The organism is Pyxidicoccus sp. MSG2, assembly GCF_026626705.1.
Taxonomy (GTDB): Bacteria; Myxococcota; Myxococcia; order Myxococcales; family Myxococcaceae; genus Myxococcus.
In genome coordinates this window covers 7,077,779-7,104,520 of the sequence record NZ_JAPNKC010000001.1, presented here as the reverse complement: position 1 = coordinate 7,104,520, position 26,742 = coordinate 7,077,779, and the positions used below count along the sequence as shown (strand labels likewise).

The 26,742-nt window shown below is 72.3% G+C and carries 19 protein-coding genes and 2 riboswitches; of the genes, 5 read left to right on the top strand and 14 right to left on the bottom strand.

Features of this window, described 5'->3' with window-relative positions; translation table 11 throughout:
• Position 1: 1 nt before the first annotated feature.
• The 14 genes from OV427_RS28015 to OV427_RS27950 all read right to left on the bottom strand — a co-directional run bounded on the left by OV427_RS28015 (position 2) and on the right by OV427_RS27950 (position 19,806).
• Entirely contained in the window at positions 2-784 is a 783-nt protein-coding gene (locus tag OV427_RS28015; protein WP_267859247.1) for an ABC transporter ATP-binding protein, read from the bottom strand.
• A gap of 4 nt (positions 785-788) precedes the next feature.
• Positions 789-4,532 carry a serine/threonine-protein kinase gene (locus OV427_RS28010; RefSeq protein WP_267859246.1) on the bottom strand — a complete coding sequence of 1,248 codons (3,744 nt, stop codon included), beginning with the start codon at positions 4,530-4,532 and terminating at the stop codon, positions 789-791.
• Positions 4,533-4,622: 90 nt separating this feature from the next.
• Positions 4,623-6,311 carry an FHA domain-containing protein gene (locus tag OV427_RS28005; RefSeq protein ID WP_267859245.1) on the bottom strand — a complete coding sequence of 563 codons (1,689 nt, stop codon included), beginning with the start codon at positions 6,309-6,311 and terminating at the stop codon, positions 4,623-4,625.
• A gap of 150 nt (positions 6,312-6,461) precedes the next feature.
• Complete coding sequence (locus OV427_RS28000) at positions 6,462-6,983, bottom strand: ubiquinol-cytochrome c reductase iron-sulfur subunit (protein ID WP_267859244.1); 522 nt, start codon at positions 6,981-6,983, stop codon at positions 6,462-6,464.
• On the bottom strand, positions 6,980-7,705 hold the full coding sequence (locus OV427_RS27995) for a cell surface protein (protein ID WP_267859243.1): 726 nt from the start codon (positions 7,703-7,705) through the stop codon (positions 6,980-6,982). Before OV427_RS27995 ends, OV427_RS28000 begins: the two co-directional genes overlap by 4 nt.
• Positions 7,702-9,009, bottom strand: a complete 1,308-nt coding sequence (locus OV427_RS27990; RefSeq protein ID WP_267859242.1) for a hypothetical protein — start codon at positions 9,007-9,009, stop codon at positions 7,702-7,704. Before OV427_RS27990 ends, OV427_RS27995 begins: the two co-directional genes overlap by 4 nt.
• A gap of 143 nt (positions 9,010-9,152) precedes the next feature.
• Positions 9,153-9,365: riboswitch (cobalamin riboswitch) on the bottom strand.
• Positions 9,366-9,424: 59 nt separating this feature from the next.
• The gene (locus OV427_RS27985) at positions 9,425-10,483 is read right to left on the bottom strand and encodes a FecCD family ABC transporter permease (RefSeq protein ID WP_267859241.1); all 1,059 of its coding nucleotides are present in this window, start codon (positions 10,481-10,483) and stop codon (positions 9,425-9,427) included.
• Between the two features lie 82 nt (positions 10,484-10,565).
• Complete coding sequence (locus OV427_RS27980) at positions 10,566-11,024, bottom strand: hypothetical protein (RefSeq protein WP_267859240.1); 459 nt, start codon at positions 11,022-11,024, stop codon at positions 10,566-10,568.
• A gap of 474 nt (positions 11,025-11,498) precedes the next feature.
• Entirely contained in the window at positions 11,499-12,386 is an 888-nt protein-coding gene (locus OV427_RS27975) for an ABC transporter substrate-binding protein (RefSeq protein WP_420718285.1), read from the bottom strand.
• Between the two features lie 92 nt (positions 12,387-12,478).
• Positions 12,479-14,047 carry an MXAN_6577-like cysteine-rich protein gene (locus OV427_RS27970; RefSeq protein WP_420718368.1) on the bottom strand — a complete coding sequence of 523 codons (1,569 nt, stop codon included), beginning with the start codon at positions 14,045-14,047 and terminating at the stop codon, positions 12,479-12,481.
• Positions 14,048-14,375: 328 nt separating this feature from the next.
• Positions 14,376-16,502, bottom strand: a complete 2,127-nt coding sequence (locus OV427_RS27965) for a TonB-dependent receptor plug domain-containing protein (protein WP_267859238.1) — start codon at positions 16,500-16,502, stop codon at positions 14,376-14,378.
• Between the two features lie 57 nt (positions 16,503-16,559).
• A riboswitch (cobalamin riboswitch) is annotated at positions 16,560-16,807 on the bottom strand.
• 6 nt (positions 16,808-16,813) lie between these two features.
• Positions 16,814-17,347, bottom strand: coding sequence for an FHA domain-containing protein (locus OV427_RS27960; RefSeq protein WP_267859237.1), 534 nt, complete (start codon positions 17,345-17,347; stop codon positions 16,814-16,816).
• A gap of 443 nt (positions 17,348-17,790) precedes the next feature.
• Positions 17,791-18,462: a hypothetical protein gene (locus OV427_RS27955; RefSeq protein WP_267859236.1), complete on the bottom strand. Its 672-nt coding sequence runs from the start codon at positions 18,460-18,462 to the stop codon at positions 17,791-17,793.
• Between the two features lie 75 nt (positions 18,463-18,537).
• Complete coding sequence (locus tag OV427_RS27950) at positions 18,538-19,806, bottom strand: dipeptidase (RefSeq protein ID WP_267859235.1); 1,269 nt, start codon at positions 19,804-19,806, stop codon at positions 18,538-18,540.
• A gap of 269 nt (positions 19,807-20,075) precedes the next feature.
• Between OV427_RS27950 and OV427_RS27945 the strand changes: the two genes are divergently transcribed.
• From OV427_RS27945 to OV427_RS27925, 5 genes are all read left to right on the top strand, one after another.
• The gene (locus OV427_RS27945; protein ID WP_267859234.1) at positions 20,076-20,324 is read left to right on the top strand and encodes a hypothetical protein; all 249 of its coding nucleotides are present in this window, start codon (positions 20,076-20,078) and stop codon (positions 20,322-20,324) included.
• 14 nt (positions 20,325-20,338) lie between these two features.
• Complete coding sequence (locus OV427_RS27940) at positions 20,339-20,680, top strand: ComEA family DNA-binding protein (RefSeq protein ID WP_420718284.1); 342 nt, start codon at positions 20,339-20,341, stop codon at positions 20,678-20,680.
• A 169-nt stretch (positions 20,681-20,849) separates the two neighbouring features.
• Positions 20,850-22,565, top strand: a complete 1,716-nt coding sequence (locus OV427_RS27935; RefSeq protein WP_267859232.1) for a dipeptidase — start codon at positions 20,850-20,852, stop codon at positions 22,563-22,565.
• Positions 22,566-22,810: 245 nt separating this feature from the next.
• Positions 22,811-23,353 carry a MarR family winged helix-turn-helix transcriptional regulator gene (locus tag OV427_RS27930; RefSeq protein ID WP_267859231.1) on the top strand — a complete coding sequence of 181 codons (543 nt, stop codon included), beginning with the start codon at positions 22,811-22,813 and terminating at the stop codon, positions 23,351-23,353.
• 237 nt (positions 23,354-23,590) lie between these two features.
• Complete coding sequence (locus OV427_RS27925; protein ID WP_267859230.1) at positions 23,591-26,734, top strand: DUF4175 family protein; 3,144 nt, start codon at positions 23,591-23,593, stop codon at positions 26,732-26,734.
• Positions 26,735-26,742 lie beyond the last annotated feature (8 nt).

The following is a 26,742-nucleotide window of genomic DNA, read 5'->3' as shown; positions in this document are numbered from 1 at the left end:
GTCAGCGCGAGGGCGCGCGGGGCGCGAAGAGGCGCGCTCCCGAGGGGGCCAGCGCCGTCTCCATGGGGAGCCCGTAGAGGGACTCCAGCGCGCCCCGCTCCAGCACCGTGTCCGCCGGCCCCTGCGCGAGCACCTTCCCGTCGCGCAGCAGCAGCACGTGGGTGGCGAAGGCGGCGGCGAGGTTGACGTCATGGAGCACCGCCACCGCGCCCAGCCCCGCGTCCACGCGCGCGCGCACCCGGGCGAGCGTCCCCACCTGGTGGGCCACGTCGAGGAAGGCGGTGGGCTCGTCCAGCAGCAGCAATTCCGGCGCCTGCACCAGGCCCCGGGCCAGCAGCAGCATGCGCCGCTCGCCGCCGGAGAGCGCCTCGCCGGGCCGGTCCGCGAGGTACGCGACGTCCAGTTCCTCCAGCACGGTGCGCGCCAGCGCCACGTCCTTCGCGGAGGGCAGGCCCCACAGGCCCAGGTGCGGGCCCCGGCCCATCAGCACCAGCTCCAGCCCACTGAAGCCCTCCGCCGGCTCGAAGGTCTGCGGCACCCACGCCACCTTGCGGGCCAGCGCGCGCGGCTCCCACTCCTCGCGCTCCCGTCCGAGCAGCCGCACCTCGCCGCGCACCCAGGGCACCACCCCGAGCACCGCGCGCAGCAGCGTGCTCTTCCCCGTGCCGTTGGGCCCGAGCACCGCCCACAGCTCACCAGGGCGCACCTCGCAGTCCACGCCGTGCAGCACGGGGCGCGGGCCATAGCCCGCCTGCAGCCCGCGGGTGACGAGCAGCGACGTCACGAAGCTACTCCAGGCTCTTGCGCAGGGCGTCGAGGCTGCTCCTCATGTCCTGCACCTTGTCCAGCGTGTCCGGGGCATTGACGTCGCCGGCGGCCTCCACCTCTTTTTTGATGCCCGGGTAGCGCATGCACCAGGTCTTCAGCTGATCGCACGAGTACTGGCCCTTGAGCCGGATGTAGAGCGCATTCGTGTCGCGCCACTCGCGCTGCAGTTGCGTGGTCTCTCGGCTGCCTCTTCCCCGGATGATGACGGGACGCGCCGGCTTCTTCGGAGGCGGCGCCTTCTTCACCTGCGCGGCGGCCTTCGGGGCCGGAAGCGGCGCGAGCAGGTCCGAGTCCACGTCCTCCTCCGCCACGGCCACGGCCGGGGTTGGCTCGGTGCCAGGCGCCTCGGCCGGCGCCGTCGGAGCCGCGGCGGTCTCCTTCGCGGCGGCGGGGGCTTCGACGGTCTCCTTCGCGGCGGCGGGGGCTTCGACGGCCTCCTTCGCGGCGGCGGGGGCTTCGACGGCCTCCGCGCCGTCCTTCGCGGCGACGGGCGCCTCGGCGGGAGCGGCCTGCGTGCCGACGGCCGCTTCGCCCTGAGCGGCCTCGGCGGGGGCGGCGGCCTGCACGGCGGGGACTTCCGCCGGAGCCTGCACGGCCTTCTCGGCGCCGGCCTCGGCCGTGTCGGCGCGCGCGGTGGCGGCACCGGGCTTGGTGGCGGACGCCTTGCGCGCCGGCACCACGGGCCGCGGAGAAGGAGGCCCGTCCTCGGGCAGCGCCTCCAGCCCCATGGACACGCGGAGCGCGGGGCTGAGCGCGAGCATCAGGATGGCGCCGGCCAGCAGGACGACCACCAGCCCCACGGCCAGCAACCCCGTCCCCTTGCGCGCGGGGCGCGCGGGCACCGCCGTGCGGCGGGTGTTCTCGCCAGGTTGGCGCGCGGTGACGGGCTCGGAGCCCGGGCGGACGGGAATGGGCGTGCGGCGCGTCTCCTCGTGCGACGTGAGGGACACGCGGACGTCGTCGTCCTCCTCGTCGTCCACCCGCGACGGCGCGGGCGCGGAACGGACGGCCGGAGTCGAGCCCGTGCGGCGGGTGGCGCCCTGGTGGGCGGGAATCGACACGGAGGAGGCACGCGCGCGGCGCGGAGAGGCGCGGGGCCGGTTCGGTCCGGACTTCTCCTCCTGACCGGAGTCGGCGCCATCCACGTCGCGCAGGAGCGCCTCGTCCAGCACCACGCGGGGCTGCGTGTCGTCGTGGCGTTGCTGGACGCGCGGGTCCGTGTCGGAGTCGCGTGCGACGCGGGGCTGCGTGTCCTCGTGCCGCTCGGTGCGCGAGGGACGGGCGATGCGCGGGTGCGTGTCCCCGTCGCCGGGCCGGGGCGCATCCTCGGAGTGGCCCATCTCCTCGGGCGAGAGGACGGGCATCTCCGACTCGCCCGCGCTCTCCTCGCCGTCGCCAGGCGCGGCGAGCCCGGCATCATCTTCCTCGGCGACTCCGGGCACCACGTCCAGGTCGGCGTTGGGAGCAACGGAGGGCGAGCCCCTGGACGGCGTGGAGCCCGCGGGCGGCGGCACCACCATGGGCATCGCCGTGAGGGACGCGGTGCGCGGCGGCGGCGGAGCCGCGGTCACCAGCGTCACCGCGGGCATCATCACCGCTCCGGTGCGCTGGGGCGCCGCCACGGGCGCGGCGGACGGGGACGGCGGCACGGGCGCGGCGGACGGGGACGGCGGCACGGGCGCGGCGGACGCGCCCGGACGCATGGGGGCCACTGACGGAGGCGGCGGCGGTGGCCCGGCGCTCACCTGCGGACGCGGGGGCGGCTCGGCGGAGGACGCCGGTGGAGGCGGCGGAGGCGTGGCGCCCATCGCCGGACGGGCGGGCGCTCCCGCTGGAGGAGGCGCCGAAGCAACGGCCGCGGGCGCACCGGGGCGCGGAGCCTGCGCGGGCGCCGTGGGAGACGGCGCCGGTGCGGCGGCCGACGGCGCACCCGGACGGGGACCCGCCTGCGCCGGAACAGGCGCCATCGGCGGGCGGGGGGCCGGAGCAGGCGCGCCCACCGCGGGGAGCGCGGAGGCAACGGGCGGCATGCCGGTGCGCGACGGAGGCGGAGGAGGCGGCGGCACCGAGAAGGCGCGCGGCTCCGCGGAGAGCGGCTCGGCGCGAGGGTCCGTCGACTCCGCATTGGCGGCGGCGGGGGCCTCCGGCCCGTCATCCCAGGGCATCTCCGGGGACGCGCGGGAGCCGACGCTGGGCATCGCCAGCTCGGTGGGGCGGAGGTCGTGCGGCACGGGCCGCGGCGCGGGCACGGGCGGAAGCGCCTCGGGCGGGAGCACCGCCATGGGGACTTCGCGCGTCAGCGTGGCCGGGCGGGCGACGACGGGGACGGCGGGAGCGGGGGCAGGGGCAGGGGCGGGCTCGGCGGGGCCCTGGCGCACGAAGGCCTCCGGCCGCACCTCCACCGAGGACGAGGGCGAGGACGCCGACTCCGACGACTCCTGGCGCGCGGCGCGGGCGCGGGCCTCTTCCTCCAGCGCCTCCAGCGGGAAGGCGGGCCGGGTTGCCTCGTCCAGCATGACGCCGGGACGCGTCTCGCCGTCCGTCACCGGGCCGCTGCCGTCGCGGCTGCGCGGGGTGGGCTGGAAGGACAGCGGCTGCACCGGCCCGTCCAGGCGGATGGTCTTCGCCGGCAGCAGGGCCTGCATCGCCGGGCGCGACGCGCCGCCACCCTCCTCCGGCCCCGCCTCGCCGGGGGGCACGCGCGGCACCTCCTTGAGGGTCGCCAGCAGCCGGCGCTCGGACTGGAAGTCCGCGGCGAACAGCTCGCGCATGAACCGGCTGACGCTCTCCGGGCCCGCGCTCGCGTCGATTTCCATCAGGCAGGTCTGCAGCCGCCCGCGGAACTCCTCCGCCGTCTGGAAGCGCTGCGAAGGCTCCACCGCCAGCGCCTTGGCCACCAGCGCCGTCACCGCGCGCGGCGTGAGCGGCTCCGCCTCGTCCAGCGGCGGAATCTTCGGCTGCGCCACCACCGTCATCAGCTCGCCGGGGTGCACGCCGTCGAAGGGATTCTTCCCGCAGATGAGCTCGTAGAGGCACAGCCCCACCGCGTACAGGTCACTGCGGCGGTCCACCGGCTGGTGCCGCGCCTGCTCCGGCGACATGTAGAGGAACTTGCCCAGGATGATGCTCGGGTTCGTCTTCGCCGCCGACAGCCGGCTCTTGGCCAGGCCGAAGTCGATGACCTTCACCTCCCCCTCGTAGGAGATGAGGATGTTCTGCGGCGAGATGTCCCGGTGGACGAGCTTCAGGTCCTCCCCGTCGTCATCCTTCTTGCGGTGCGCGTAGGCGAGCGCGTCCAGCACCCGGCCGATGACGTAGAGGATGAACGTGAGCGGCAGCGGCACCTGCCTGTCGCGCACGCGCGCGCCCACCTTGCGCAAATCCTTGCCGTCCACGTGCTCGAGGGCCATGTAGGCCTCGTCCTCGTGCAGCCCCATGTCCAGCACCTGGGCAATGGAGCCGTGGCTGAGCCGCACCAGCGTGCGCGCCTCGCCCACGAAGCGCTCGACGAACTCCTGGTCCGCCGCGAGCTGCGGGAGGATTTTCTTGATGACGCAGAGCTTCTCGAAGCCCTGCGCGCCCTCCAGCCTCGCGAGATAGATTTCCCCCATGCCGCCCGTCGCCAGGTGCGACAGGAGCGTGTACCGGCCAAAGGGCTGGGGCCGGAAGGGTCTCAGCCGGGCGGGTTGGGTGGAGGCGTTCATGCGGTGTGGGGAGGCACCACTTGGGCGGGGACAGCATTGAACCCCGGTCTGGCCCGTTCCATCAACCCGTCAACCGGACGCGGGGGGTTTTCACCGCAGGCCAGGGTTGGTGAGCTGGCCTACATCCTCTTCAATCACCTCGAAGGCGGCCATCCTGTCCTTGGGAGGGCGAAGCAGCCTCTCTCCCAGGGGTTGCACGTCGAAGCGGGCCCCGACGGAGGCCAGGACCTTGCCGGTAATCAGTACCTGCCCGGGGCTGCCGGTAGCAGCCAGCCAGCCGGCCACCCCCACCCCCTCCCCCACCAGGGTGTAGTCCGAGCGGACCTCGTTGCCGATCATCCCCACCAGCGCGCGGGTGGTGTGCAGGGCGATGCGCAGCTCGCAGCGCTCGTCCTGGGGGCGGCGGAAGTTGGCCCGCTCCCAGTCGGCGCGCACCGCGAGGGCGGCACGCACGGCGCGCACCGAGTCCTCGCCCTTGGCGTACGGCACGCCGAAGAGCGCGCGCATGGAGTCGCCCTGGAAGCCCTCCACGGTGGCCTCGAAGCTGAAGACGATGCCGCTCATGCGCGAGTGGAAGTCGTTGAGCATCTGCGTGGCCCGCTGCGCGCCCAGCTTCGAGGCCACGGCGGTGAAGTTCACCAGTTCCACATGCAACACGGTGACGTTGCGCTCCTCCAGACCGGGGAGCCTGCCGCCCTGGCGCTGGGCCTCGGCGGCGCGGCGCTCGGCGATGTCCGGCGGGTGGAAGCGCTCCAGCGTCCGCTTCAGCCGCTCCGACACGGGCGAGCCGTCACGCGGGCCGAACTTCTGCACGCCGGTGGCGACCAGGTGCGACACCGCGGTGCACGCGTCCAGCATCACCTCCACGCTGGTGTCGCCCTTGGCGGCGGTGTTGACGTAGAGGACGCCGGCGTAGGGCGGCTCGGAGCCGATGGGGATGCACAGCACCCGGTCCACGCCGTAGAGCATGACGCTCTCGCGACCGGCGAAGCGGCGGTCGTCGCGCACGTCGTCCACCGCGAGCGCGCGGCCCTGGCGCAGGGCCTCCTCGACGATGGCGTCCGACACGGGCACCTCGCCCTTGGCCAGCTTGCCCCGGTGGCGCACGGCCGCGGGGACGAGGGCGCCACTGGAGTGCTTGAGCAGCACCACGGCGGTGGTGGAGCCGGTGCGCTCCAGCAACCGGTCCATGGTGTTGTCGAGGAAGGTGGACAGCGTGGTGGCGGTGGCCAGCGCTTCCGCGGTGCGGAACAGCAGCACCAGCGTCTCCTGCCCCACGCGCGGGCTGGCGGTGGCCGGTACCGGCGAGGCCGTGGAGAAGGTGTCGTCGAAGGGGAGGGAGCCCACGTTGTCCAGCAGGCGCAGGACGTCCGCGTCCTTCACGTTCTTCGCGAGGAGCACGCCGGGGCCCACGTCCTGCCCGTGGCCGAAGCGCACCACCCCGCCCGCGCCCAGGTCCACCATCTCCGTGGCCGCGCTCTCCACCGTGTTGGGCTGGCGGACGGAGAGCGTGTTCTCTCCGAGCGCCACCGTGTCGCCGGGGATGAGGGGACGCGAGCCCTGCAGCGGCGCGCCGTTGACGCGGCTGCCGTTGCGGCTGCCCAGGTCCTCGATGCGCAGCATGTCACCCTCGACGTACAGCCGAGCGTGACGGCGCGAGACGAGGTCGCCGCCCAGGACGATGTCGTTCTCGTCCGCACGGCCGAGGCTCGTCACGCCCTCGGGCAGATCGTAGGACGTGTCGAAGTAGCCGGGCCCGTTGATGATGATCTGCCACATCGAATGCCCGACATTACACGACTCTCCCGACTCTTGAGAGAAGGAGGTGAATACCGGGCCCACAAGGGGGTGGACCCGGACTCCCGGCGAGGAACTCCGCGCCGCGTCATGACTGGCAGTATGGGGGGGCCAGGGGAGGCGGCCCCGGGGTCAGCGGGGCCGGTGGATGAAGACGGACGTCCCCACCCTCACGGCCGGGAAGGTGGTGAGGGGGCGGGTGGCGGGCCCGTTGAGGACGCGGCCGTCCTGGCCGAAGCGCGAGCCATGGCAGGGGCACTCCAAGAGCCCCTCCGCCGGCTTCCACCCGACGGCGCAGTCTCCATGGGTGCAGATGCGCCAGAGCGCCGCGTAGCAGCCGGGCGAGGTGTGCACCACCACCACGTCCAGCAGCGCCTGGGGGACGCGCACCTCGGCGGCCCCGCCCGGCTCGCGGAGCGCGGGGAAGTCGTCGAGCTTCACCTCCACCCAGCCCTCCCCGGCGGTGCCCGGCGTGGGCGCTTCCGAGCAGGCTCCGGCGTCCGGTGCCGGAGCGTCGAGCACCACCGCCTCGCGCCACTCCCCACCGCACCCGGCCCCGGCGGCGGCCAGGGCACAGGTGCAGCGCAGCAGGGTGCGCAGCGCGGAGCGGCGGTCCACCTCCTCGAGATGGGGAGGAGGCGGAGCGCGGCTCACGGCGAGGAGCCCTGAAGGGGCTCGCCATTCACGACGGCGACGGCGTCCAGGTCGAAGCCTCCGGCCGTGTCGCCGTAGCCGTTGGCACCGCTGTCGATGATGCGCACGTAGCGAGCGCGGCGCAGGCCGACGGTGGCCAGGTCGAAGCCGTCACCGCCCGCCACGGCGGGGTCCGTGGCGCTGACGCCGTTGGCGGGGTTGGCCATGACGGGGTGGACGCCGGCACAGCCCGGGTAGCGCCCGGCCGCGTCCCGGAAGGCGCAGGGGAAGGCCTTCCACGTGACGTTGTCGTCACTCACCTCCACCACGCCCGTCTCCGCGTAGGAGCCTCCGCCCGGGGTGGCGAAGGCGTTCTCGAAGACGAGCAGGTCCACGCCGGGCCCGTCGATGACGGCCACGTCGATGAAGCGCAGGGTGATGCGGCCCTGGCGGCCCAGCGAGAGCACGTCGAGCGAGCCGTTGTCCGGGCCCACGCCGGCGGGAGGACCGAGCACCACCGAGGGGAAGCGGTCCTGTCCGAAGCCGGCGCCGTCTCCGGGCACGTACTCGACCACCTCGTCGGCGTACGGGTCCGAAGGGCGGACTCCGGCGTCGGTGCCGGCATCCATCCCGGTGCCCGCGTCGGGCGTGGCGGGGCCGTCCTCGCCACCGCAGGCGGCGAGGGCCAGGAGCGCGGCGAGCACCGCGCCCCGGCGCCATGGCATGGAGCGGCGCGGGCTCACGGCGCCTGCTGGATGCGCACGAGGCGGCGGCCGTTCTTGTCCTTCAGCCCCACGAGCAGGTCAGGACCGAGCGACGACAGCAGATTCACGGAGGTGCACTGGTCCGCGTAGACGAGCACCGGCACGCGAGAGCTGATGGCGACGTCGTTGCTGATGCCGATGGTGAGCGGGTAGCGCGACACGTCCGTGGCGACGAACTGGAAGCTTGAGTTGAAGTCGCCGCGGTTGAGGGCCACGCCGTCACCGAAGGCCGCGACGCCGCTGAAGTTGCTGCCCACGTCGAACTTCGGCTGCGCGCCCAGGTCCACCGGCGTGCCCGAGGAGAGGGCCTGCGACATCTTCGACGGCGCCACCGCGTGGACCTGGTTCACGTAGTCCGGAGTCGCGGCGTAGCCCAGCACGGTGATGCCGTTGTTCGCCACGGCGGTGTAGCCGCTCGCGCCCGCATTCGCGGGCAGGGTGGCCACCTTCGTCGCGGTGAAGGGCTTCGCGGAGGTCACCAGGGCGTAGACGCCCAGGCCGTCCGAAGCCGAGCCCACCCCGCCGCCATTGACCAGCAGCGCGGTGGTGGTGTCGGCGGAGAAGGCCGCGGCGGTGTAGTTCTTCGGCGCGGAGACGTACGTCGAGTCGCCGGGCGTGGCGATGTCGTAGGCGACGATGGAGCCCGGAGCCCCCGACGCCGCGGTGGTGTACCCGGCGAACAGCCGCTGGCCGTCATGAGAGAGGAAGCCGCTGGAGTACACGTCGGCGGCGGCCGAGCGGTCCGCCGTGGTGACCACGTCGTAGAGCTTCGTGGTGGCGAGCTGGAGGTCGGGCCACGTGCCCAGCGAGTACAGCGCGGAGTCCTTGCCGGTGGTGCCGCGCACCGCATAGAGCGAGTACGTGGGACCGGGCGTGGAGGTCACGGCTTCCACGTCGGCCGGAAGCGCGGGGGCCTCGGCCACGCGGAAGCCCGTCTGGAGCTGCAGCGTGCCCAGCTTCGCGTCGTACGTGGCCGTGACACACGGGTCCGTCCCGGCGTCGGTGCCCGCGTCCGTCCCGGCGTCGGTGCCAGCATCGGTCCCCGCATCCGTCCCGGCGTCCGCCGTGGGCTCCTCCTCGTCGATGGGCGCGGTGTCGCACTTCTCGTCGCTGCAGACCCAGCGCTCGCCCGCGGGGGGCTGGCCGTTGTCGGAGCGACAGTCGTAGGCGTCCACGCACTCGGGGCGGCAGCCGGTGGCGGTCAGGGCCAGGGCGAGCGTGGCCACGGCGAGCGCCGCGTTCATCGTCCAGGGTGCGGCGCGCTTCAGGTCGGCGGTCTTCATCGGCGTCCTGCTTCCTCTCCGCCCCCACGGGCGGGTTGGGCCTCAATCGCGAGGAGCGGGGACGAAGGCTGGCTCCTGGCGCAAAGACGCGTGGGAGCGAAGACCTCCGTCGCCTCCCCTCGGAGGCTTCGGTGATGGCCGTGCATGGAGCACGGGTCCAAGGCAGGTTTTCGGACTCGCAGGCGCGGGAGCCCTCACGGGCACCCACCTAATGGCCGTCGCTTCCCAGCCACTCAGGGCCAGTGCTTCTCGACGGCGTTCGTTCCTGCTCACCGCTGCGGGGCAGTCCCGGATTCACACCGGGTTCCCTTGAGCCGCCGTTGCATCACGGCGGCACCGAGGACGGGCGGGAAGTACGGCGGGTGGCGGGCGTTGTCAATGCTCGGACAGGGCACTCCCGTCCGGTGTCGCACCCTCAGACCTGCCCCAGCCCGGCCCTGCGACGCAGCAGGACGAGGAAGAGCGGGCCTCCGAGGAGCGCGGTGACGACGCCCACGGGAGGCTCCGCGCCGAAGAGCGGGAAGGCCAGCCGTGCCAGCAGGTCCGCGAGCACGAGGAAGGCGGCGCCCCCCAGCGCGGACAGCGGCACCAGGAGCCGCTGGTCCGGACCGAAGGCGAGCCGGAGCAGGTGCGGGACGATGAGCCCCACGAAGCCGATGAGGCCGGTGAGGGCCACCGCGCCGGCCACGCTGGCACTGGAGGCCAGCAGCAGCCAACGGCGGGTGGCTCGCACGGGCACGCCGAGCGTGGCCGCGTCATCGTCTCCGAGCGACAGGAGGTTGAGCCGCGCGGACAGCGCCCACATGACGCCGATGGCGCCTGCCTGGAGGAGCGCGGACAGGGCCAGCGTGGCGCCGCGCTCGTAGCCGAGGGCGCCCGAGAGCCAGTAGAGGATTTCGCCGAGCCGGTCCGGGTCGGACAGCGTCTTCACGAGGGTGATGGCGGCGGCGGCAAAGGCGTTGAAGACGACACCGGTGAGGAGCGCGGCGTAGGGCGCGCGGGCGGCGTGGCCCTGGCTGGCGGAGAGGACGAAGAGGATGGAGGCGCCCGCGCCGAGGAAGGAGAAGAGCGCGGGGGCGGACAGGCGGGACAGCGCGCCGCCCAGGCCGGGGGCCACCTCGCCCACGGTGGCCAGGCCCACGGCGAGCGCCACCGTGGCGCCCAGCGCGGCGCCGCCGGAGACACCGAGCACGAAGGGGTCGGCCAGGGGGTTGCGCAAGAGGCCCTGGAGCGTGGTGCCCGAGACGGCGAGCCCCGCGCCGACGATGGCGCCGAGCAGCGCGCGAGGCAGGCGCAGGGACCAGAAGATGACCGCGTCGGTGGAGGTCGGGTCCGTCAGCGCGGCGGTGAGGGAGATGGGCTGCTCGCCGAAGCGCACGGCCACGGCGAAGGCGACGCAGGCCAGCGCGAGGAAGGCCCCGAAGAGCGCCAGGACTCGCGAGGCCCGGAAGCCTTGGGCGCGCGCTTCGCTCATGAGGCGCACCCTGCCCCGCTCCGGGCGGGAGTCGGACGCGGGTGGCCCTCACGGCATGCGGTGCGAGCGCCCAACCGGCTCATCATCGCCTGGGCCGCATGAGGACGTAGCGCCGCGTGCTGCCGTCCACCTCGACGGTGGCGACGACGTGCCAACCCTCGGCACCGAGCTGCTGCAACTGCACGAGGTCCGCCTCCGGGTCCTCACGCCGCAGGAACGTGTACTCCACGGCCTGCACGGACGGAGGAGCCGGAGACGCCACGACGGGCGCGGAAGCGTCCGCGGGCGCCGCCTTGCGATGGGAGGACGCCGTGCGTGTCGGGGAAGTACGCGGGGGCGCTTCCGGCGGAACCGCGACGCGCGAGGGAGCCGGAGCAGCGGGAGGGGCCTCGGCCTGGGAGGGAGGCGTGGAGGCGTCGGGGCGTGCGGCGGGCGCGGGAGCCACGGCCTGCGCCAGGGCTGTGCACGGCACCAGCGAGACACCCACGGCGGCAGACACGAAGCACGCGGTGACGAGGAGTGACGGAAGACTGCGGAGCATGGGAGCGCACTCCAGGGGGAGACGGCCACGCATCTACTCCGGCCGCCGCCGCCCCGAAAGCCCTCCGCGCACGGGCCCGTCTGGAAGGGCACCGCGGGCCTGCCGCGCCTGGGCCTCCGACTCCTTGAGCCGCAACGAAGTAACCGCACCGGAGCGTATGGGCTCGCTCCGGTGCGTTGAACCTCGGGCCTGACGGCCGCCCACGGATTGAAGCGCCCCCCGGCGCCGCGAACCGTGGCCCCCTCCCCCCACGGGCTGAAGCAAAATCGGGCCGGCCCCCCCAATGCGGGTCACGCATCCGGCGCCGACCACCTTGGAGTGGTTTGCGACGCCCTCCACATGAGCAAGAGCTGTACCGAGGCGCCCGCGCCCCGTCACACTGTCATCTCCAGCACTTATCGCGAGCCCGTGTGGACTCGCAGGCCACAGCCAGGCCCTGGATGTTGCTCGCGAGGCTACACGCCAGGGCCAGGGCTACGGCTTCGCGGCCCCTTCCGGGTGCAGCAACCGGAACAGCTCCTCCAGTCCCCGGCCCAGGGACGGGCCGGGCTGCAGGAGCGCCAGCGAGGGCAGCTCCACCCAGCGCGCGCCCGACAGCCCCGGCAGCGCGCGCACCTTGTCCTTGCCCACGTCCACGTCCGCGGCGTCCACCACCACGTCGGGACGCGCCCTCACCGCGCGCTCCACCGAGTACACGGGATACGCGGAGCCCCCATCCGCCGCCACGTTGATGCCACCCGCATCCTTCAGCAACTCGTTTGCGAAGGAGCCGGGGCCCGCCACCACGAGCGGCTCGAAGCCATAGGCGAACAGCACGCGCGGCGCGGGGAGCTTCTTCGCGGCCTCGCGGATGCGGGTGCGCGTGGCCTCGATGCGGGAGATGAGGGCGTCCGCCTCCTTCTCGCGGCCGAGCGCCCTGCCCACCTCGCGCATGCCCGCGAGCACGTCCGCCACGGAGTGCAGGGGCAGCAGCAGCACGGGCACGCCCAATTCCGCCATCTTCTCCACGGGACGCTGGTTGCCCGGCCCCGGCTGTACCAGGACGAGGTCCGGCTTCAGCGCCACCACGGCCTCGACGGACGGGTCCACGAAGCCGCCCACGCGCGGGAGCTTCTCCACCTCCTTCGCCGTGTCGAAGCGCGACACGCCCACCAGCGTGCTGCCCGCGCCCAGGGTGAGCACCATCTCCGTCAGCGAAGGCGCCAGCGTCACCACGCGCCGCACCTGCGCCGGAGCACGAGGCCCCAGCCTGTGCGGCCCCTGGGGCGTGGGGACGGGCGCCGCGCGCACGGTGCCCGCGACGAGGCACAACACGGTGGCCAGCAGGGCAAGGCCCCGGGGGCGCGAAGTGGACGGGCTCACGTTCATCATCACGGCGGACTCACCTTCAGCACGGGGGCTGCGACAGGGGATGACCCAACACTCACACTCATGACTTCAACGAACGGCGGCCTTCACGGCAGCGCGGTGACGTCGATGGCATTGGACACGGGCCGACGAGGGTCCACGGGGCATGCCTCGAGCGCGGGGCCTCGCGCCTGGGGCGTCGTGTTGCCACGGCGCTCCACGAGGCGCCCCTCCTCCACCTCCACCACGAAGACGCGTCCCGCGTTGGTGTCTCCGAGATACACGGCGCCGCCCGCCACGGCGAAGCGGCCGGCCACGGCGAGACGGCAGCCCTCCGTGCCGGGCTCGCAGCCGGGGCTCAGCGCGTACGACGCCACCGGCACGTCGTCCTTCACCAGCACCAGGCCGGTGGCGCGCACGGAGTCGGCGCGGCTGCCATTGGCGCGGTCCAGCCGGGCCTCGCCCAGGCAGGCCACCACGAGCTGCGCTCCCACCGCCTCCACGTAGCCCGCGTTGAGACAGTCGTCCGCGCCCAGGTCGATGGCGCGCACTCCACCATCCGCGGGGTCGATGCGCGCGAGCATGCCCGGGCCGTTGGGCAGGTAGTTGTTGAACGGGTTGAGGTTGGTGAGCGCCACGTAGACGCCGCCGTCCGTCGCCGTTGCCGAGTACGGCAGCGGCATCACCGTGCCGCCGTCGAAGGACTTCAAGTCCAGGCCGGTGAGGGGAAGCGTGTCCAGCTTGCGAGGCTGCTCGGGGTTGGAGACGTCCACCCGGGCCACGGCGTTGCCCTGCTGGAAGTTGGAGCCGGCGGTGCCGAACAGCGGAACGTAGAGCGTCGTGCCCCACTTCGCGATGGCCTGCGGGCTGGTGTTGGGCCCCAGGTTGATTTGCGTCACGGTGCGCAGACCCAGGCCGCCGCCCTGGGAGGGGCCCTCGCGCTTGAGCACCTGGAGCGTGTTGTTCACCGAGTCGGCGATGTAGACGTACGGCGGGTCCACGAAGACGTCGTTGGGCGAGCTGGATACCGAGCCCAGCGAGTCCTCCTCCGCCACGGTGCCCAGCTCGCCGCCCGCGGCCTGGAGCAGCCGGGAGTTCGTCGCGTCCGCGGCGAGCACGAAGCCATCCCACGCCGCGAGCGTCTGGACGCCCCCACCGAACTGCCGACGAGGCCCGAGCCCGTCCGTCCCCGCCTGGATGCCCACGAGCTGCCCGTTGGTGTAGCAGGCCGTCACCACGTCATACGCGCACCGGCCCGCGTGGCACGTCTGCACGTCCGGGCATGCGTTGCCACACGCGCCGCAGTTGAGCGCATCCGCCCTCAAGTCGATGCACGAGTCCCCGCAACGCGCCGTACCCAAGGAGCAACCCTCGCGGCACGTGCCCGATTCGCACACGAGTCCGGAGGGGCACGCGTTGCCACACGCGCCACAGTGGGCCACGTCCGTCGCCGTGGCCACGCACGCGCCACCGCAGGACTCCGTGCCCGGGCGACAGGCACAGGTGCCCTCCTGGCACGACTGGCCATCGCCGCACGCGTTGCCACAGGTGCCACAGTTCGCGGTGTCACCGCCCAGGTCCACGCACGCGTTGCCGCAGACAGCGAGGCCAGAGGTGCATACCACGCCCTCCTCCGGGCAGCCGGTGAGCGTCAGGGCCACCACGGCCACGAACAGGGCGGGGAGGAGCGATGCTTCCGGAGCGCGGAGGCGGCCCGCACCGAGGGGGGGACCCTCCGGCGACCGGGAGCGGCGGAAGGAACGTTCATTCCGCGAGCCCTCCCGTGACTGACCGCAGCGGAAGGAACGTTCATTCCGCGAGCCCACTGCCCGGAGATTTGGACCGGTGCCCTCCGGCGACCGGGAGCGGCGGAAGGAACGTTCATTCCGCGAGTCCCCCGCCCGGGTGGGTGTGGTGAGGTCCTCCGGCGACCGGGAGCGGCGGAAGGAATGTTCATTCCGCGAGCCCTTCGCCCGCGGAGGTGGGGGGCTACCGCGTCCTGAATCAGGGAGGCGAGGCATGCGGTTCCTCGGAAGCAGGAGAAGCATCCCGGTCGAGCGCCACCGCGAGCGTCACGTACGCGGCGCGCCCCGGAAGCGGAAAGCCAGTGAAGTCATAGGCCCGCACGTCGAGCAGGTTCTTCACCTCCACGGACAGGGTGACGTCCGGCCCGTGCAGGAAGGTGCTGGACGCGCCCGCGCTCAGCAGCGTGCGCGAAGGCAGGCTGCGCGAGCCCGTGCGGTTGACGAGCTGCGACGACTGGTAGAGCACCTCGGTGCGCGCATTGAGCCAGTCCGGCCCCGCGCGCACGCGCCCCACCCACTTCTGTCGCGGCCGGTACGGCAGGTCCATGCCGAAGAAGCGCGGGTCTCCGAAGCGGTTCTGCGTGCGCAGCCACGTGTAGCTGACGCTGCCGGACAGCCACGGGAGCGGATGGGCCTCGCCCTCCAACTCCACGCCCCACACGCGCGCCGCGTCGAAGTTGTACGGCCGCGCGAGCAGCGGTGGATACAGCTCGTACGCGATGAGGTTCTCGTACAGCGCGCCGAAGCCACCGGCGGTGGCGCTCCACAGGGGCTCCGCATCGACGCTGGACTCGGAGTGCCATGACACCGCCGCGTCCGCGTACAGGGCGCGCTCGGGCTTCAGCCCCGGGTTGGGCAGCAGCGTGCCCTGGCGGATGTAGAGCTCCAGGAACGACGGCGCGCGGTGGGACTGACCGACATTGGCGCGCACGTCGAAGCCGCCGCCCAGGGCCACGGACGCACCCAGCTTCGGCGCCAGCAGCCAGTACGGCCCCACCCGCTCCACCCGCATCGAGGGCACCACGTTCACCGTGCCACCGAGGAGCCTCACCTCGTCCATGGCCATGACGCTCGCGCGCCACCAGGACGCGGACTGCGCATCCCGTGCCTCGGTGACGCCTTCGCCGGAGGTGGCCGCCGTGACGGTGAGCGCCTGCCGCGCTCCGAGCATCCGGTGTCCCTCCACCTCCACGCCGCCCACCGAGTGCCGCTGCGCACCGCCCGCGCCCGGCAACTCACCCGTCACCTCCAGCCCGTCACGGCGGAAGAAGCCTCGCGCGCTGCCCTGCCCCACCACACCGAGCAGGCCCGACCAGCGCAGTCCCAGCGCCAGCCGTCCCAGCTCCTGGTTGCCGGAGGACTGGGGATTCTGCACCGTGCCGGGGATGGCGCGGTCCTCCAGCGACAGCTCCGCGAGCGCATCCAGCCGCGAGCCTCCGGGCAGCCGCCGCCGGTAGCGCAGCAGCCCGCCCCCGCCCCGAGCGTCGTTGCGCGCGCGCACCTGCGGGGTGAGCGGGTTGTCGTCCACGGCGGGCAGCTCATCCACCTCGTAGGTGAAGTCCCCGTCCGAGCGCCCCGCATGCAGCAGCAGCAGCGCCTGCCCGTCGAGAAGCGGACCGGTGGCGGCGACGTGGCCCAGCACCGTGTCCCAGCTCCCGTACGTCACCTCGCCGCTGGCGCGCAGGTTCGGACCGGGCGAGCGGGTGATGATGTTCACCGCGCCGCCCAGCCCTCCCGAGCCGTAGCGCGCGCCCGCGCCGCCGCGCAGCACCTCGAAGCGCTCCACCAGCGCGGCGGGAATCTGCGACAGGTCCGCCATGCCGCCCGCGCCGTTGAGGGGAATGCCGTCCAGGAACACGAGCACGCCGTTGGCCGCGGCGCCGCGCACCACCAGGCTCTTGCTCTGCCCGTAGCCGCCGGAGTCCTGCACCGCGAGGCCCGCGGAGCCCACGAGCAGCTCGGCCGTGTCACGCGCCTCGCCCGCATGCTCGCGAGCGTCGATGATGGTGATGGCGCCAGTGGGGTCTCTCCGCTCCGGAGACTCCGGAGGCGGCGGTGTCTTCCCGCGCACGACGGTGGTGCGCGGAGCGGATGGCTCGGTGGGAGGCGTATCCGGCCCGGGCGCGCTGGAGGCCGCACCTGCCTCGGAGCCCGGCGCAGGCACATCCGCCGACGGACTCGCTCCAGACGCCGGGCCCGCCTCGGAGCTCGGCACGGGCGCAGCGGCGTCTCCAGGCGGCACCTCGCCACCGGCCTGCGCGTGCGCGACGAGCGGGATGTTGAGCGCCAGGCACGCCACGGGCCCGGCGAGGAAGGTCCACCGCATGCTCCGCCTTCCGCTCTCTCCATCGAAGAGAGAAGGCCACCCGCCCGCGCCGGTGAAAGCACGGTCGAACCCCTGGGCAGGTCTCCTGGCTGACGGGCTCCGGAGTCCGGCGCACGCCGCGCCGTTCCGGAAGGGGCCTTCCGCCTTCCCCCGGAGCGCCGCGAGGCCGCTGCCGGAGTGGCGACTGACCGAAGTCCCCGGCCCTGACCTCAGGGCTGCCCGTTCACAGTGGCGGGACCGCGCCGGATTCGCACCGGCTTCCCTCTTGAAAGCCCGACATGGGCACCCAAGGGCGCACCCCTTCTAGGGGGTCACCCCCCTCGCGTCAAGCGAGCCGGGGAGCGCAGCCCCGACGTGCGCACGTAGTGCTCGAAGGCGCACGCCTGGAGGAACACCAGCTCCACTCCGCCCAGCCGCAGCGAGTCCCGCTGGAAGAGCGGCGCCGACCGGCCGGGGACTATCAACACGCCCCCCTGGAACGTCCCGTTGTGGCTCTCCAGGTCCGTGACGCTCCACATGCCGGTGTGCGGCTCGCGCCGGAAACGCGCGTGCATGCGTGACACGGTGGGCTCCGACAGGACGATGTCGCACTCCGGGCTCCGGCCCACCGTCACCTCGGTGCCGCTGTCGCGCGGACGCGGGCGCACCTCGAAGACGAGCGGCTCCATGGAGCGGGCCTGGGGCCGCCGCCCCGTCTGCGTCAGTCGCTCCGTGCGCGCCACGGACGTCGGCAGCGCGGGCACGGACTCCCACACCAGCACGGGCCAGTGGAGGGTGCGCAGCAGGGCCTCACGGTCGACCAGCAACTGGGAGGTCAGGGTGGACAGGCGATGGAGCACCGGCACGTTCCTCCAGCGCGAACAAACGCGGAGCGAACCTGTGCATGGGGGTTCCGTCCGGACACCCCCTCCCGTTCATTTTCGTAGGACACAAGGGCCCTGACGCGCCAGCCCACCGTGGGATTCGCACCCACCCACGCCTTCGTCGACACACGGTGCGCCCACGTCCGGCGCTCCCGGGGCGCAGTCCGGGAGCACGCCCTCTTCGGGGGGGAGCCATTCCGCCTCGGGCCCCTCGTCCCCGATGAACAGGGGGCCGGAGCCCGCGTCCAGGACGATGATGCGAGCCACCGGGTCCTCCACGGCACAGCCCCCCACACACGCCAGGAGCCCCGCGAGGAGCAAGCCTCGAGGGCTGAGGGTGGGGCACCAGCGGAAACAGAAGCTCGGCACGTTGGAGGTCCGGTTCATCGCCTGTCACTCTCGCGCAGCCGGAAAGGGAGCGCCACTCACGGAAGAATCATGAACGCGACCGTCAGCCGCGGCCGCACGGCCCAGCCATCGTGCAGCGGGACGAAGTTCTCCCGGTTCCTGTCCACGTAGCCCAGGACGGGCCGGCCCAGGACGAGGTCCATGGCGGCGGAGCCCTCCACCGCGAAGCGCCGCGACAGGCGCCAGCGCACGGAGGTATCGGGGCCGGCGAGGAGCGCGGGGATGAAGCGCGGACTGGTGGCCTCGACGCCCCGGAACAGCGCGAAGGTGGTCCGCGCGAAGACGAGCAGGCCCGCCCCCGCGCCCACGCCCCACCGCAGCGGCCCGGAGCGCAGCACCGGCGTGTCCAGCCAGAAGCCGAAGGTGTACTGCTCCAACCGCACCTGGGTCCGGTCGTCGAAGATGTTGTCCGGCACGCCCGCGAGGAACTGGAAGCGCAGGCGCAGGAGCTGGCCCTCCCAGCCGGAGCCGAGCAGCAGGCCCTGATGGCCCGTCGAGGTGTACCCATCCAGCGCGGCCTGGGCGCCCACCATGAGCTGCCACTGCACGGACGCGCCCTCCGGCGCTGCCTCCGGAGCCGTGGGGGCGTCCTCCACGGGTGGAGGCGGAGTCTCCTCGGCCCGCGAGCCGGAACCGACGAGGAGCGCCACCACCCCTACGAGCCGAAGCCACCTGATGCCCGATGCCATGGCGCGGACGCTAACGCCCGCGGGCGGAGCGGGGAAGCCCCACGATGTCGTGCCGCTCGTCGCCACGGCCATCGCTCAACGCTGTGCGCTCGGGGCCGCGCGCAGCTCGCGGCTGACGCGCTCGGTCTCACGGAAGACGCGCAGCAGGTTGCCACCGAGAATCTTGTGGAGCTGCTCGCGGGTGTAGCCCCGGGCCATGAGGGCCTCGGTGATGCGGGGCAGGTCGGCCACGGAGTCGATGCCCTCGGGCGTGGAGGTGATGCCGTCGAAGTCCGAGCCCAGCCCCACGTGGTCCACGCCGGCCACCTTGGCGATGTGGTCGATGTGGTTGATGAGCGCGTCGAGCGGAGGCCGCTTCACCTTCGCCGCCCACTCCCAGTCCGCCGCCTGGGACAGGCGGAACTGCGTGGCGGGGTCCTTGTCCTTGTTCCGGGCCTCCAGCGCCTCGGTGGCGGTCTTCCGCTCGGGGGCCATGGCGGCGTAGCCCTTGCGGAAGTCGTCGTCGATGAAGGCGGAGAAGAAGTTGACCATCACGACTCCGCCATTGGCGGCGACGGCCTTGAGCATCTCGTCGGTCATGTTGCGCGGGTGGTCCGTCAGCGCGCGGGCGGACGAGTGTGACGCAATCACAGGCGCCTTCGTCACCTTCATCACGTCGAAGAAGGTGGAGTCGGCCACGTGGGAGATGTCCACGAGCATGCCCAGCCGGTTCATCTCGCGCACGACGTCGCGGCCGAAGTCGGTGAGGCCGCCGTGGTGCTTCACGTTGGCGTCGTTGATGTCGCCGGACGAGTCAGCCCACTCGTTGGTGTTGGACCAGGTGAGCGTCATGTACCGCACGCCCAGGCGGTAGAAGTCGCGCAGCACGCCCAGGTCGTTCTGGATGGCGTGGCCGCCCTCGACGCCCATCAGCGTGGCGAGCTTCTTCTGCTTGCCACTGCGCGCGGCGACGATGTCCTTCGAGGAGAGGGCCACCACCATCTCGTCCGGGTGGCGCTCCACCTGCTGGAGCACGGCGTCCATGAGGCGCAGGGCGCGGTGGGTGTACTGGCCGGCGAACTCCTTGGGCTCCACCCAGATGGAGAAGAAGGCGGCGCCCAGGTTGCCGGCGCGGGCGCGGGTGAGGTCCAGGTGGCCCACGCCGTTGGGCGGCTTGGAGCCCAGGTCGAAGCCCTCCTCGAGCATCCGCAGCGGCGTGTCCACGTGGGTGTCGATGATGAGCGCGGACTCGTGGACGGCGCGGGCCTTCGCGGAGACCTGCGTGGGCGCGGCGGGAGCAGTGGGCGCCGCGGCGAGGGCGGGAGCCCCCAACAGGAGCACGGAAGCGAGGACGGAGCGGTTCACTCGGGCACCTTGGAGAATACGGGACGAGGGGACTCTCCCATGAGCAGCGGACGGGATGAAGCCCGCTCTTGCCCCCTGAGAAGCCACTGGAGCATCCGCGCCCGTCCTCGCGGTGGGACGGTTTTCGCGAGCGTGCACGGTGCGTGGTGCGTGTCCCCGAGGAGGGCCGCGCTGGCACGCCGGCTGCTCATGGTGCGAGCGACCTCAGGCGGTCGAGCTGACGAGGCGGCCGCGCCGTGGTGGCGCGGTGAGGAGTGTGGAGGTGGTTGATGCTGACGGCGGGGAAGCGGTTGGCGGTGTTCTCCATTCGCGAGGGCAAGGGCGGGAGCATCTGGGTACGGGCGGGGAGCGCCTTCGTGAACAAGGATGGCTCGCTGAACGTGTTGCTGGATGTGCTGCCGCTGGACGGGAAGCTGCACGTGCGCGAGGCGGCGGAGAAGCGGGACACGGCGGCGGCGGGCAGCCGGTACGCGGGCGAGCCGGGCCTGGATTCGATGCCGGTGGGGGGCCACTCGTGAGGGCCCTGGGGGCGATGGGGGCTCTGGTGTTGAGCCTGCTGCTGTGCGGCCCCGGCGTGGCGGAGGCCGGCAAGCTGCGCACCCAGTACACCGGCACGGTGAACCTGAACGAGGCCACGGCGGAGCAGTTGGATTTGCTGCCGGGCGTCGGTGAGAAGGCGGCGCAGCGCATCATCGAGCATCGCAAGAAGCGGCCCTTCCAGCGCGTGGAGGAGCTGGTTCGGGTGAAGGGCTTCGGGAAGAAGAAGTTCCTCAAGCTCAAGGCGCACCTGGCGCTCGCGGGGCCTACCACCCTGAGGGTGGAGCAGGTGCCCGCCCCTCCCGAGGGAAAGGAGGTGGTCGCCACGAACAACTGAGAACCTGAAGGGAAACCCCGGCATGAGGGGCCGCCGCTCTGGATATCTGCTCCTCTCGTGGTCTGGAGCGGCGGCCCTGTCGTGCAACACCGCGTCAACGCGAAGCAGCCAGGGAGGCGTCCTGCGGGAGCGGTAGCCAACCCGGGGCATCTTGGTACTCTCCGCCGCCATGAACCGACGCATTGCGAATCTGCTCACCGCGCTGCCCGTCACGGCCGCGCTGGTTGCCCAGCCCGTGCTCGCGTGCACCAGCATGCTGGTGTCCAAGGGTGCCGCGGCGAATGGCGCCACCCTGATGACCTACTCCGCGGACGCGCACGAGCTGTACGGCGAGCTGTACTACACGCCCGCTCGCCGCCACGCGACGGGCGCCATGCGCGACATCCTCGAGTGGGACACCGGCAAGTTCCTCGGCCGGATTCCCCAGCCGGCCCAGACGTACTCGGTGGTCGGCAACATGAACGAGCACCAGGTCTCCATCGGCGAGTCCACCTTCACGGGCCGCGAGGAGCTGGAAGGGCCCGCGGGCATCGTCGACTACGGCTCGCTCATCTACATCGCCCTGGAGCGCTCGAAGACGGCGCGCGAGGCCATCCAGGTGATGACCAGCCTCGTGGCCGAGCACGGCTACGCCTCCACGGGTGAGACGTTCTCCATCGCCGACCCGAAGGAAGCCTGGCTGCTGGAGATGATTGGCAAGGGCAAGGGCCAGAAGGGCGCCGTGTGGGTGGCCCGCAAGGTCCCCGAGGGCTACCTCACCGCGCACGCCAACCAGGCACGCATCACGAAGTTCCCGCTCAACGAGCCGCAGGACACGCTCTACGCGCCGGACGTCATCTCCTTCGCCCGCGAGAAGGGCTGGTTCAAGGGCGCGGACAAGGACTTCAGCTTCGCGGACGCGTACCACCCGCTCGACTTCGGCGGGCAGCGCTTCTCCGAGGGGCGCGTGTGGAGCATCTTCCGCCGCGCGGCGCCCTCCCTGAAGCTGGGTGCGGAGTACGCGGACGGCTCGGCGCCGGGCAAGCGGCTGCCGCTGTGGGTGAAGCCGGACAAGGAAGTGTCCGTGCAGGACGCCATGGCGCTGATGAGAGACCACTTCGAGGGCACGCCGCTGGACATGACGAAGGACGTGGGCGCGGGCCCGTACGCGGCGCCCTACCGCTGGCGGCCGATGACGTGGGAGGTGGACGGGAAGAAGTACGTCCACGAGCGCGCCATCTCCACGCAGCAGACGGGCTTCTCGCTCGTCGCGCAGATGCGCGCGTCGATGCCGTCCGCCATCGGCGGGGTGCTCTGGTTCGGCGTGGATGACACGTCCATGACGGTCTACACGCCGATGTACGCGGGCATCCGCGAGGTGCCGCACAACTTCGCCCAGGGCGTGGCCAGCCGCGGCCAGTTCTCCTGGGACTCGTCCTTCTGGGTGTTCAACTGGGTGTCGAACCAGGCCTACGCGCGCTGGAGCGACATGTCCGTGGACGTGCAGCGCGAGCAGGGCGCGCTGGAGGGCCAGTTCCTCGCGGACCAGGGCGCCATCGAGCAGGCCGCCATGGAGCTGTACAAGCGCAGCCCCGAAGACGCGCGCAAGTACCTCACGGACTACTCCGTCAAGCAGGGCGAGAAGGTCCACAACCGCTGGCGCAAGCTCGGTGAGACGCTGCTCGTGAAGTACATCGACGGCAACGTCCGCGACGAGCAGGGCAAGGTGAACCACCCGAAGTACTCCGACGAGTGGTACCGCCGGATTGCCAGGGAGAAGGGCAAGGCGCTGGAGATGCCGCCCGAGCCGAAGAAGGAGGAGCCCGCCCCCGTGGCCGCTCCGGCCGCGCCCGTCGCCCCGGCCCAGAAGCCCGGGTCGAAGCCCACCGTGGCCCCGGCGCCGTAGCCGGCCCCACGGCTTCGCACCCCAGGCCCTTCCCGGCTCACGGGGAGGGCCTTTTTTACGTCTTGAGAACCGCGCGGCCGGGACGCCCGGGGGCTCCCACAGCAGGCAGAGGGCCGGCCCGTCGCTTGCTGGTGACCACCAGACAACGGATTTTGCTCAGCAGGGGACGTCGTGAAGCGGTAGACCTCGTGGAACACCAACGACTGGAGAAGACAGGGAGGCGGCAGGTGAAGGATGATGTACCCATGAAGGACACGGCCAGCGACGAGCCGGCACCGCACGAAGGCGAGCGACCCAAGGGCCCCCCGCTCGGAGAGGTGCTCGAGTTCATGCGCCTGCTCTGGGCCGTGGACCACGGGCTCCAATCCACCTCCAAGCGCATGGAGTCCACGCTCGGGCTCACCGGCCCGCAGCGGCTGGTCGTGCGCCTGGTGGGCCGCTTCCCCGGCATCACCGCCGGCACGCTCGCGCAGATTCTCCACGTCCACCCCAGCACCCTCACCGGCGTCCTCAAGCGCCTGGAGAAGCGGGGCCTGCTGGAGCGCAAGTCGGACCCGCTCGACGGGCGCAAGGCGCTGTTCGCCCTCACCGACACGGGCCGCTCGCTCGACATCCCCTCCGAGGGCACGGTGGAGTCCGCCGTGCAGCGCGTCCTCTCGCGCATGTCGCGCACGCGCATCCTCTGCACCCAGGACGTGCTCACCGCGCTCGCGCAGGAATTGGGCGGCGTCCCCATGCCGGAGGACGAGCCCGGCGAGAACGGCGCCCGGAAGCCCGCCACGCGCTGACCGGCCGCCCGCCCCCCTCCCCTGCCCCTGGGAGGGGCGCCCCGGAAGGGCCAGGCCTCTTCTCGCGTTGCCTCCCGGACCCTCCCCCTTCCGCCTCCTTCCGAAGCCCGACACCGTGGGCACCCTCCCGTGAGTCCCTGGGAGCGGGTGCCCTCGCGCCGGACGTCGGGCTGCTAGAGAATCGGGAAATAGGCCGCCCTGGCACGGGTTGGCTCGTCACTGAGCGGACAGGACAGCGTGAACCTCGACACCCCGCAGACCCCAGGCCCCGAGCTGCCGCCCCCGCCTCCCCCGCCCCCTTCCGCGCCGGCTTTCCGGGCCACCGGACGGGGCTCGCCGGGGGTGGAGGCCCTCCTCGCCGCGGTGCGCACCCGCCAGCGCCGGCACCTCTGGGCGCAGGGCGGCATGCTGGGCGCCTCGGCGGCGCTGGTGCTCTTCGTGGCCGCGGGCTTCCTCGGCCTCGTGGCCCCGCGCCTGGGCGGCCCGGTGCTGTGGCTGGCCCTCCCCGTGGGCGTGGCCGTGACGTGCGTCTTCGGCCTGTGGCTCGCGAAGCAGCAGGTGGGCGACGATGTCCGCACCGCGCGGCTGGTGGGCCAGCGCCGCCCGGAGCTGTCGCTGGACGTGCTGGCCGCCGTGGAATTGAAGCACGAGCGCGGCCCCCAGGCCGGCTGGTCCTCGGACCTGGCCGGCGCCTTCCTCCAGCAGATGGACACCCGGGTGCGCACGGTGGACGTGCGCTCCGTGGTGGACGGGCGCCCGGTGCGCCGCGCCGCGCTCGCGTCCGGCGGCGTGCTGCTGGCGCTCGCGGTGCTGATGGTGCTGGTGGGCGGCCGGTGGAGCGCGGGCATGGCCCGCATCCGCGAGGTGGCCAAGAGCCCCGAGGCCCAGGCACAGGCCGAGCCGATTACCGGCGACATCGAGCTGACGTACCGCTACCCCGCGTACACGGGCCTGGCCCAGCGCACCGTGCCCGGCACCAACGGCGAGGTGAGCGCGCCCGCGGGCACCGAGGTGCTCCTCAAGACGCGCTCGGACCGCGCCGTGGAGCGCGCGGACGTGGTGGTCAACGGCCAGGCGCAGCCCCTCAAGGTGACGGAGAACCGGGACCTGGAAGGCGCCTTCCTCGCGAAGCAGTCCGGCCACTACCACTTCGTCTTCTACGGGCCGCGCGACAAGCTCCTCGTCACCGGGCCTGAAATCGCCCTCAACGTGGAGGCGGACAAGGCGCCGCAGGTGGCGCTGATGACGCCCGCGATGGAGCTGGAGGTGGACCCCGGCCAGAAGGTGACGCTCAAGTACGAGGCCACCGACGACTACGGCCTGTCCGGCCTCGCGCTCGTCTTCCGCACGCCCGGCACGCAGAAGGAGACGCGCGTGCCGCTGCCCCGCGAGGACGGCCGCCGCAACCGCGCCACCTTCACGTGGGATTTGGGCACGCTGAAAATCCAGCCGGGCGACCGCGTCACCTACTACGTGGAGGCGCAGGACAACGACGCGGTGGAGGGCCCCAAGAAGGGCGTCAGCCGCACGCAGGTGCTGCGCGTCTACTCCGCCGCCGAGCACCTCCGCGCCGCGCTGCAGAAGGCCGAGCAGCTCTGGGGCCGCATGGTGGACCACCTCGCCGACCGCCTGGAGGGCCCGGACCGCGCGAAGCAGAAGGACCCGCAGGCCGTCGCCGCCGCGGCCTCCGTGGACACCAGCGGCCAGCAGTTGATGACGGACATGCGCACGCTCGCCCAGGAGCTGGCCCGCGAGCGCGACGTCCCCAGCGAGCTGGTCTCCGCGCTGAGCCACATCTCCGAGTCGCTGGGCAGCCACATCTCCGGCACCGCGGACTTCCGCCGCCTCTACCTGCGCACCCAGCGCGCGCGGGGCGAGGACTGGGGCACCGGCAACCGCCTCACCGCCGTCGTCAACGAGGAGGTGGACGAAGCGGAGAAGGACATCCTCTACCTGGAGTCGCTGCTCGACAGGCAGAAGCTGGAGGCCCTCCAGGAGCTGGCCAAGCAGCTCGCCAACGAGCGGCGCGAGCTGGCCAACCTCGTCGAGCAGTACAAGAACAAGCCCGACGAGGAGTCACGCCAGCTGGTGATGGAGCAGATTCAGCAGCTCAAGGCTCGCATCAACGAGCTGATGCAGCGCATGGCGGAGATGCGCAAGGGCATTCGCGACGAGCACTTCAACGCCGAGGCCCTCAACGAGATGATGAAGGAGCAGGACCTCCAGAGCGCCATGGACGAGGTGGAGAAGCTGATGCGCGAGGGCAAGACGGACGAGGCCCTGGCGAAGCTCCAGCAGCTCGGCATGCAGATGGACGAGATGCTCCAGAACCTGGACAAGGAGAACAGCGAGTTCGGCTCCGAGCAGCACCCCGAGCTGGCCGAGAAGTTCGGCAAGTTCATGGAGGAGCTGCAGAGCACCGTGCAGGAGCAGCAGAAGGTCGCGGACCAGACGCGCCAGCTCAGGGACCAGGCCCGCTCGCAGAACCGGGAGCGGCTGGCGGAGAAGGGCAAGGCCGCGAAGGACGAGCTGATGCGCAAGGTCCAGCAGGCCCAGGAGGACTACAAGAAGCTGCAGCCCGAGCAGCTCAACAGCCGCGCCGCGCGCCCGCTGGAAGAGGCCCAGTCCGAGCTGCAGAACGTGGAGAACGCGCTGAAGGTGAATGACTTCGACCTCGCGGCCGAGGCCGCCGCGCGCGCCGAGGACGCGGCCCGGCAGCTGTCCATGATGGGCGAGCAGCAGCGACAGCTCGACGAGATGTTCGGCAACCCGCCCGAGGTGCGGCAGCAGTCCGCCAACCTCGCGCAGCGGCTGGAGCGCGACGCGAAGAACGTGGAGGAGGTCAACAAGCAGCTCCAGTCCCTCTTCCCGCCGCCGGGCTCGCAGCTGTCGCAGCAGGAGAAGCAGCAGCTCCAGCAGCTCGCGCAGCAGCAGGGCCAGTTGGAGCAGCGCGCGCAGGGCCTGCGCCAGCAGATGGAGGAGATGCAGCAGATGGCGCCCCTCTTCGGTGAAGAGGCCACGCAGCAGATGGAGGGCGTGGGCCAGCGCATGGGCGAGGCCTCACAGCGGATGCAGGGCAAGGACCCGGGCCGCGGCTACGGCGAGCAGCAGGCGGCACTCGAAGGGCTGCGCCAGTTCCAGCGGCAGATGCAGGAGGGACAGAAGGGCGGCAAGGGCGGCCTGCCCCTGCCCATGGGCTCGGGCGCGCGCAGGCAGGAGGGCAACGGGAGGGACCCGCGCAACCAGGTGGAGCTGCCGGATGAAGACGCCTTCCAGGCGCCGAAGGAGTTCCGCAAGGACCTGCTCGACGCGATGAAGCAGGGCGCCCCGGAGAAGTACCGCGAGCAGGTGAAGCGCTACTACGAGGAGCTGGTGAAGTGAGCCCCGCC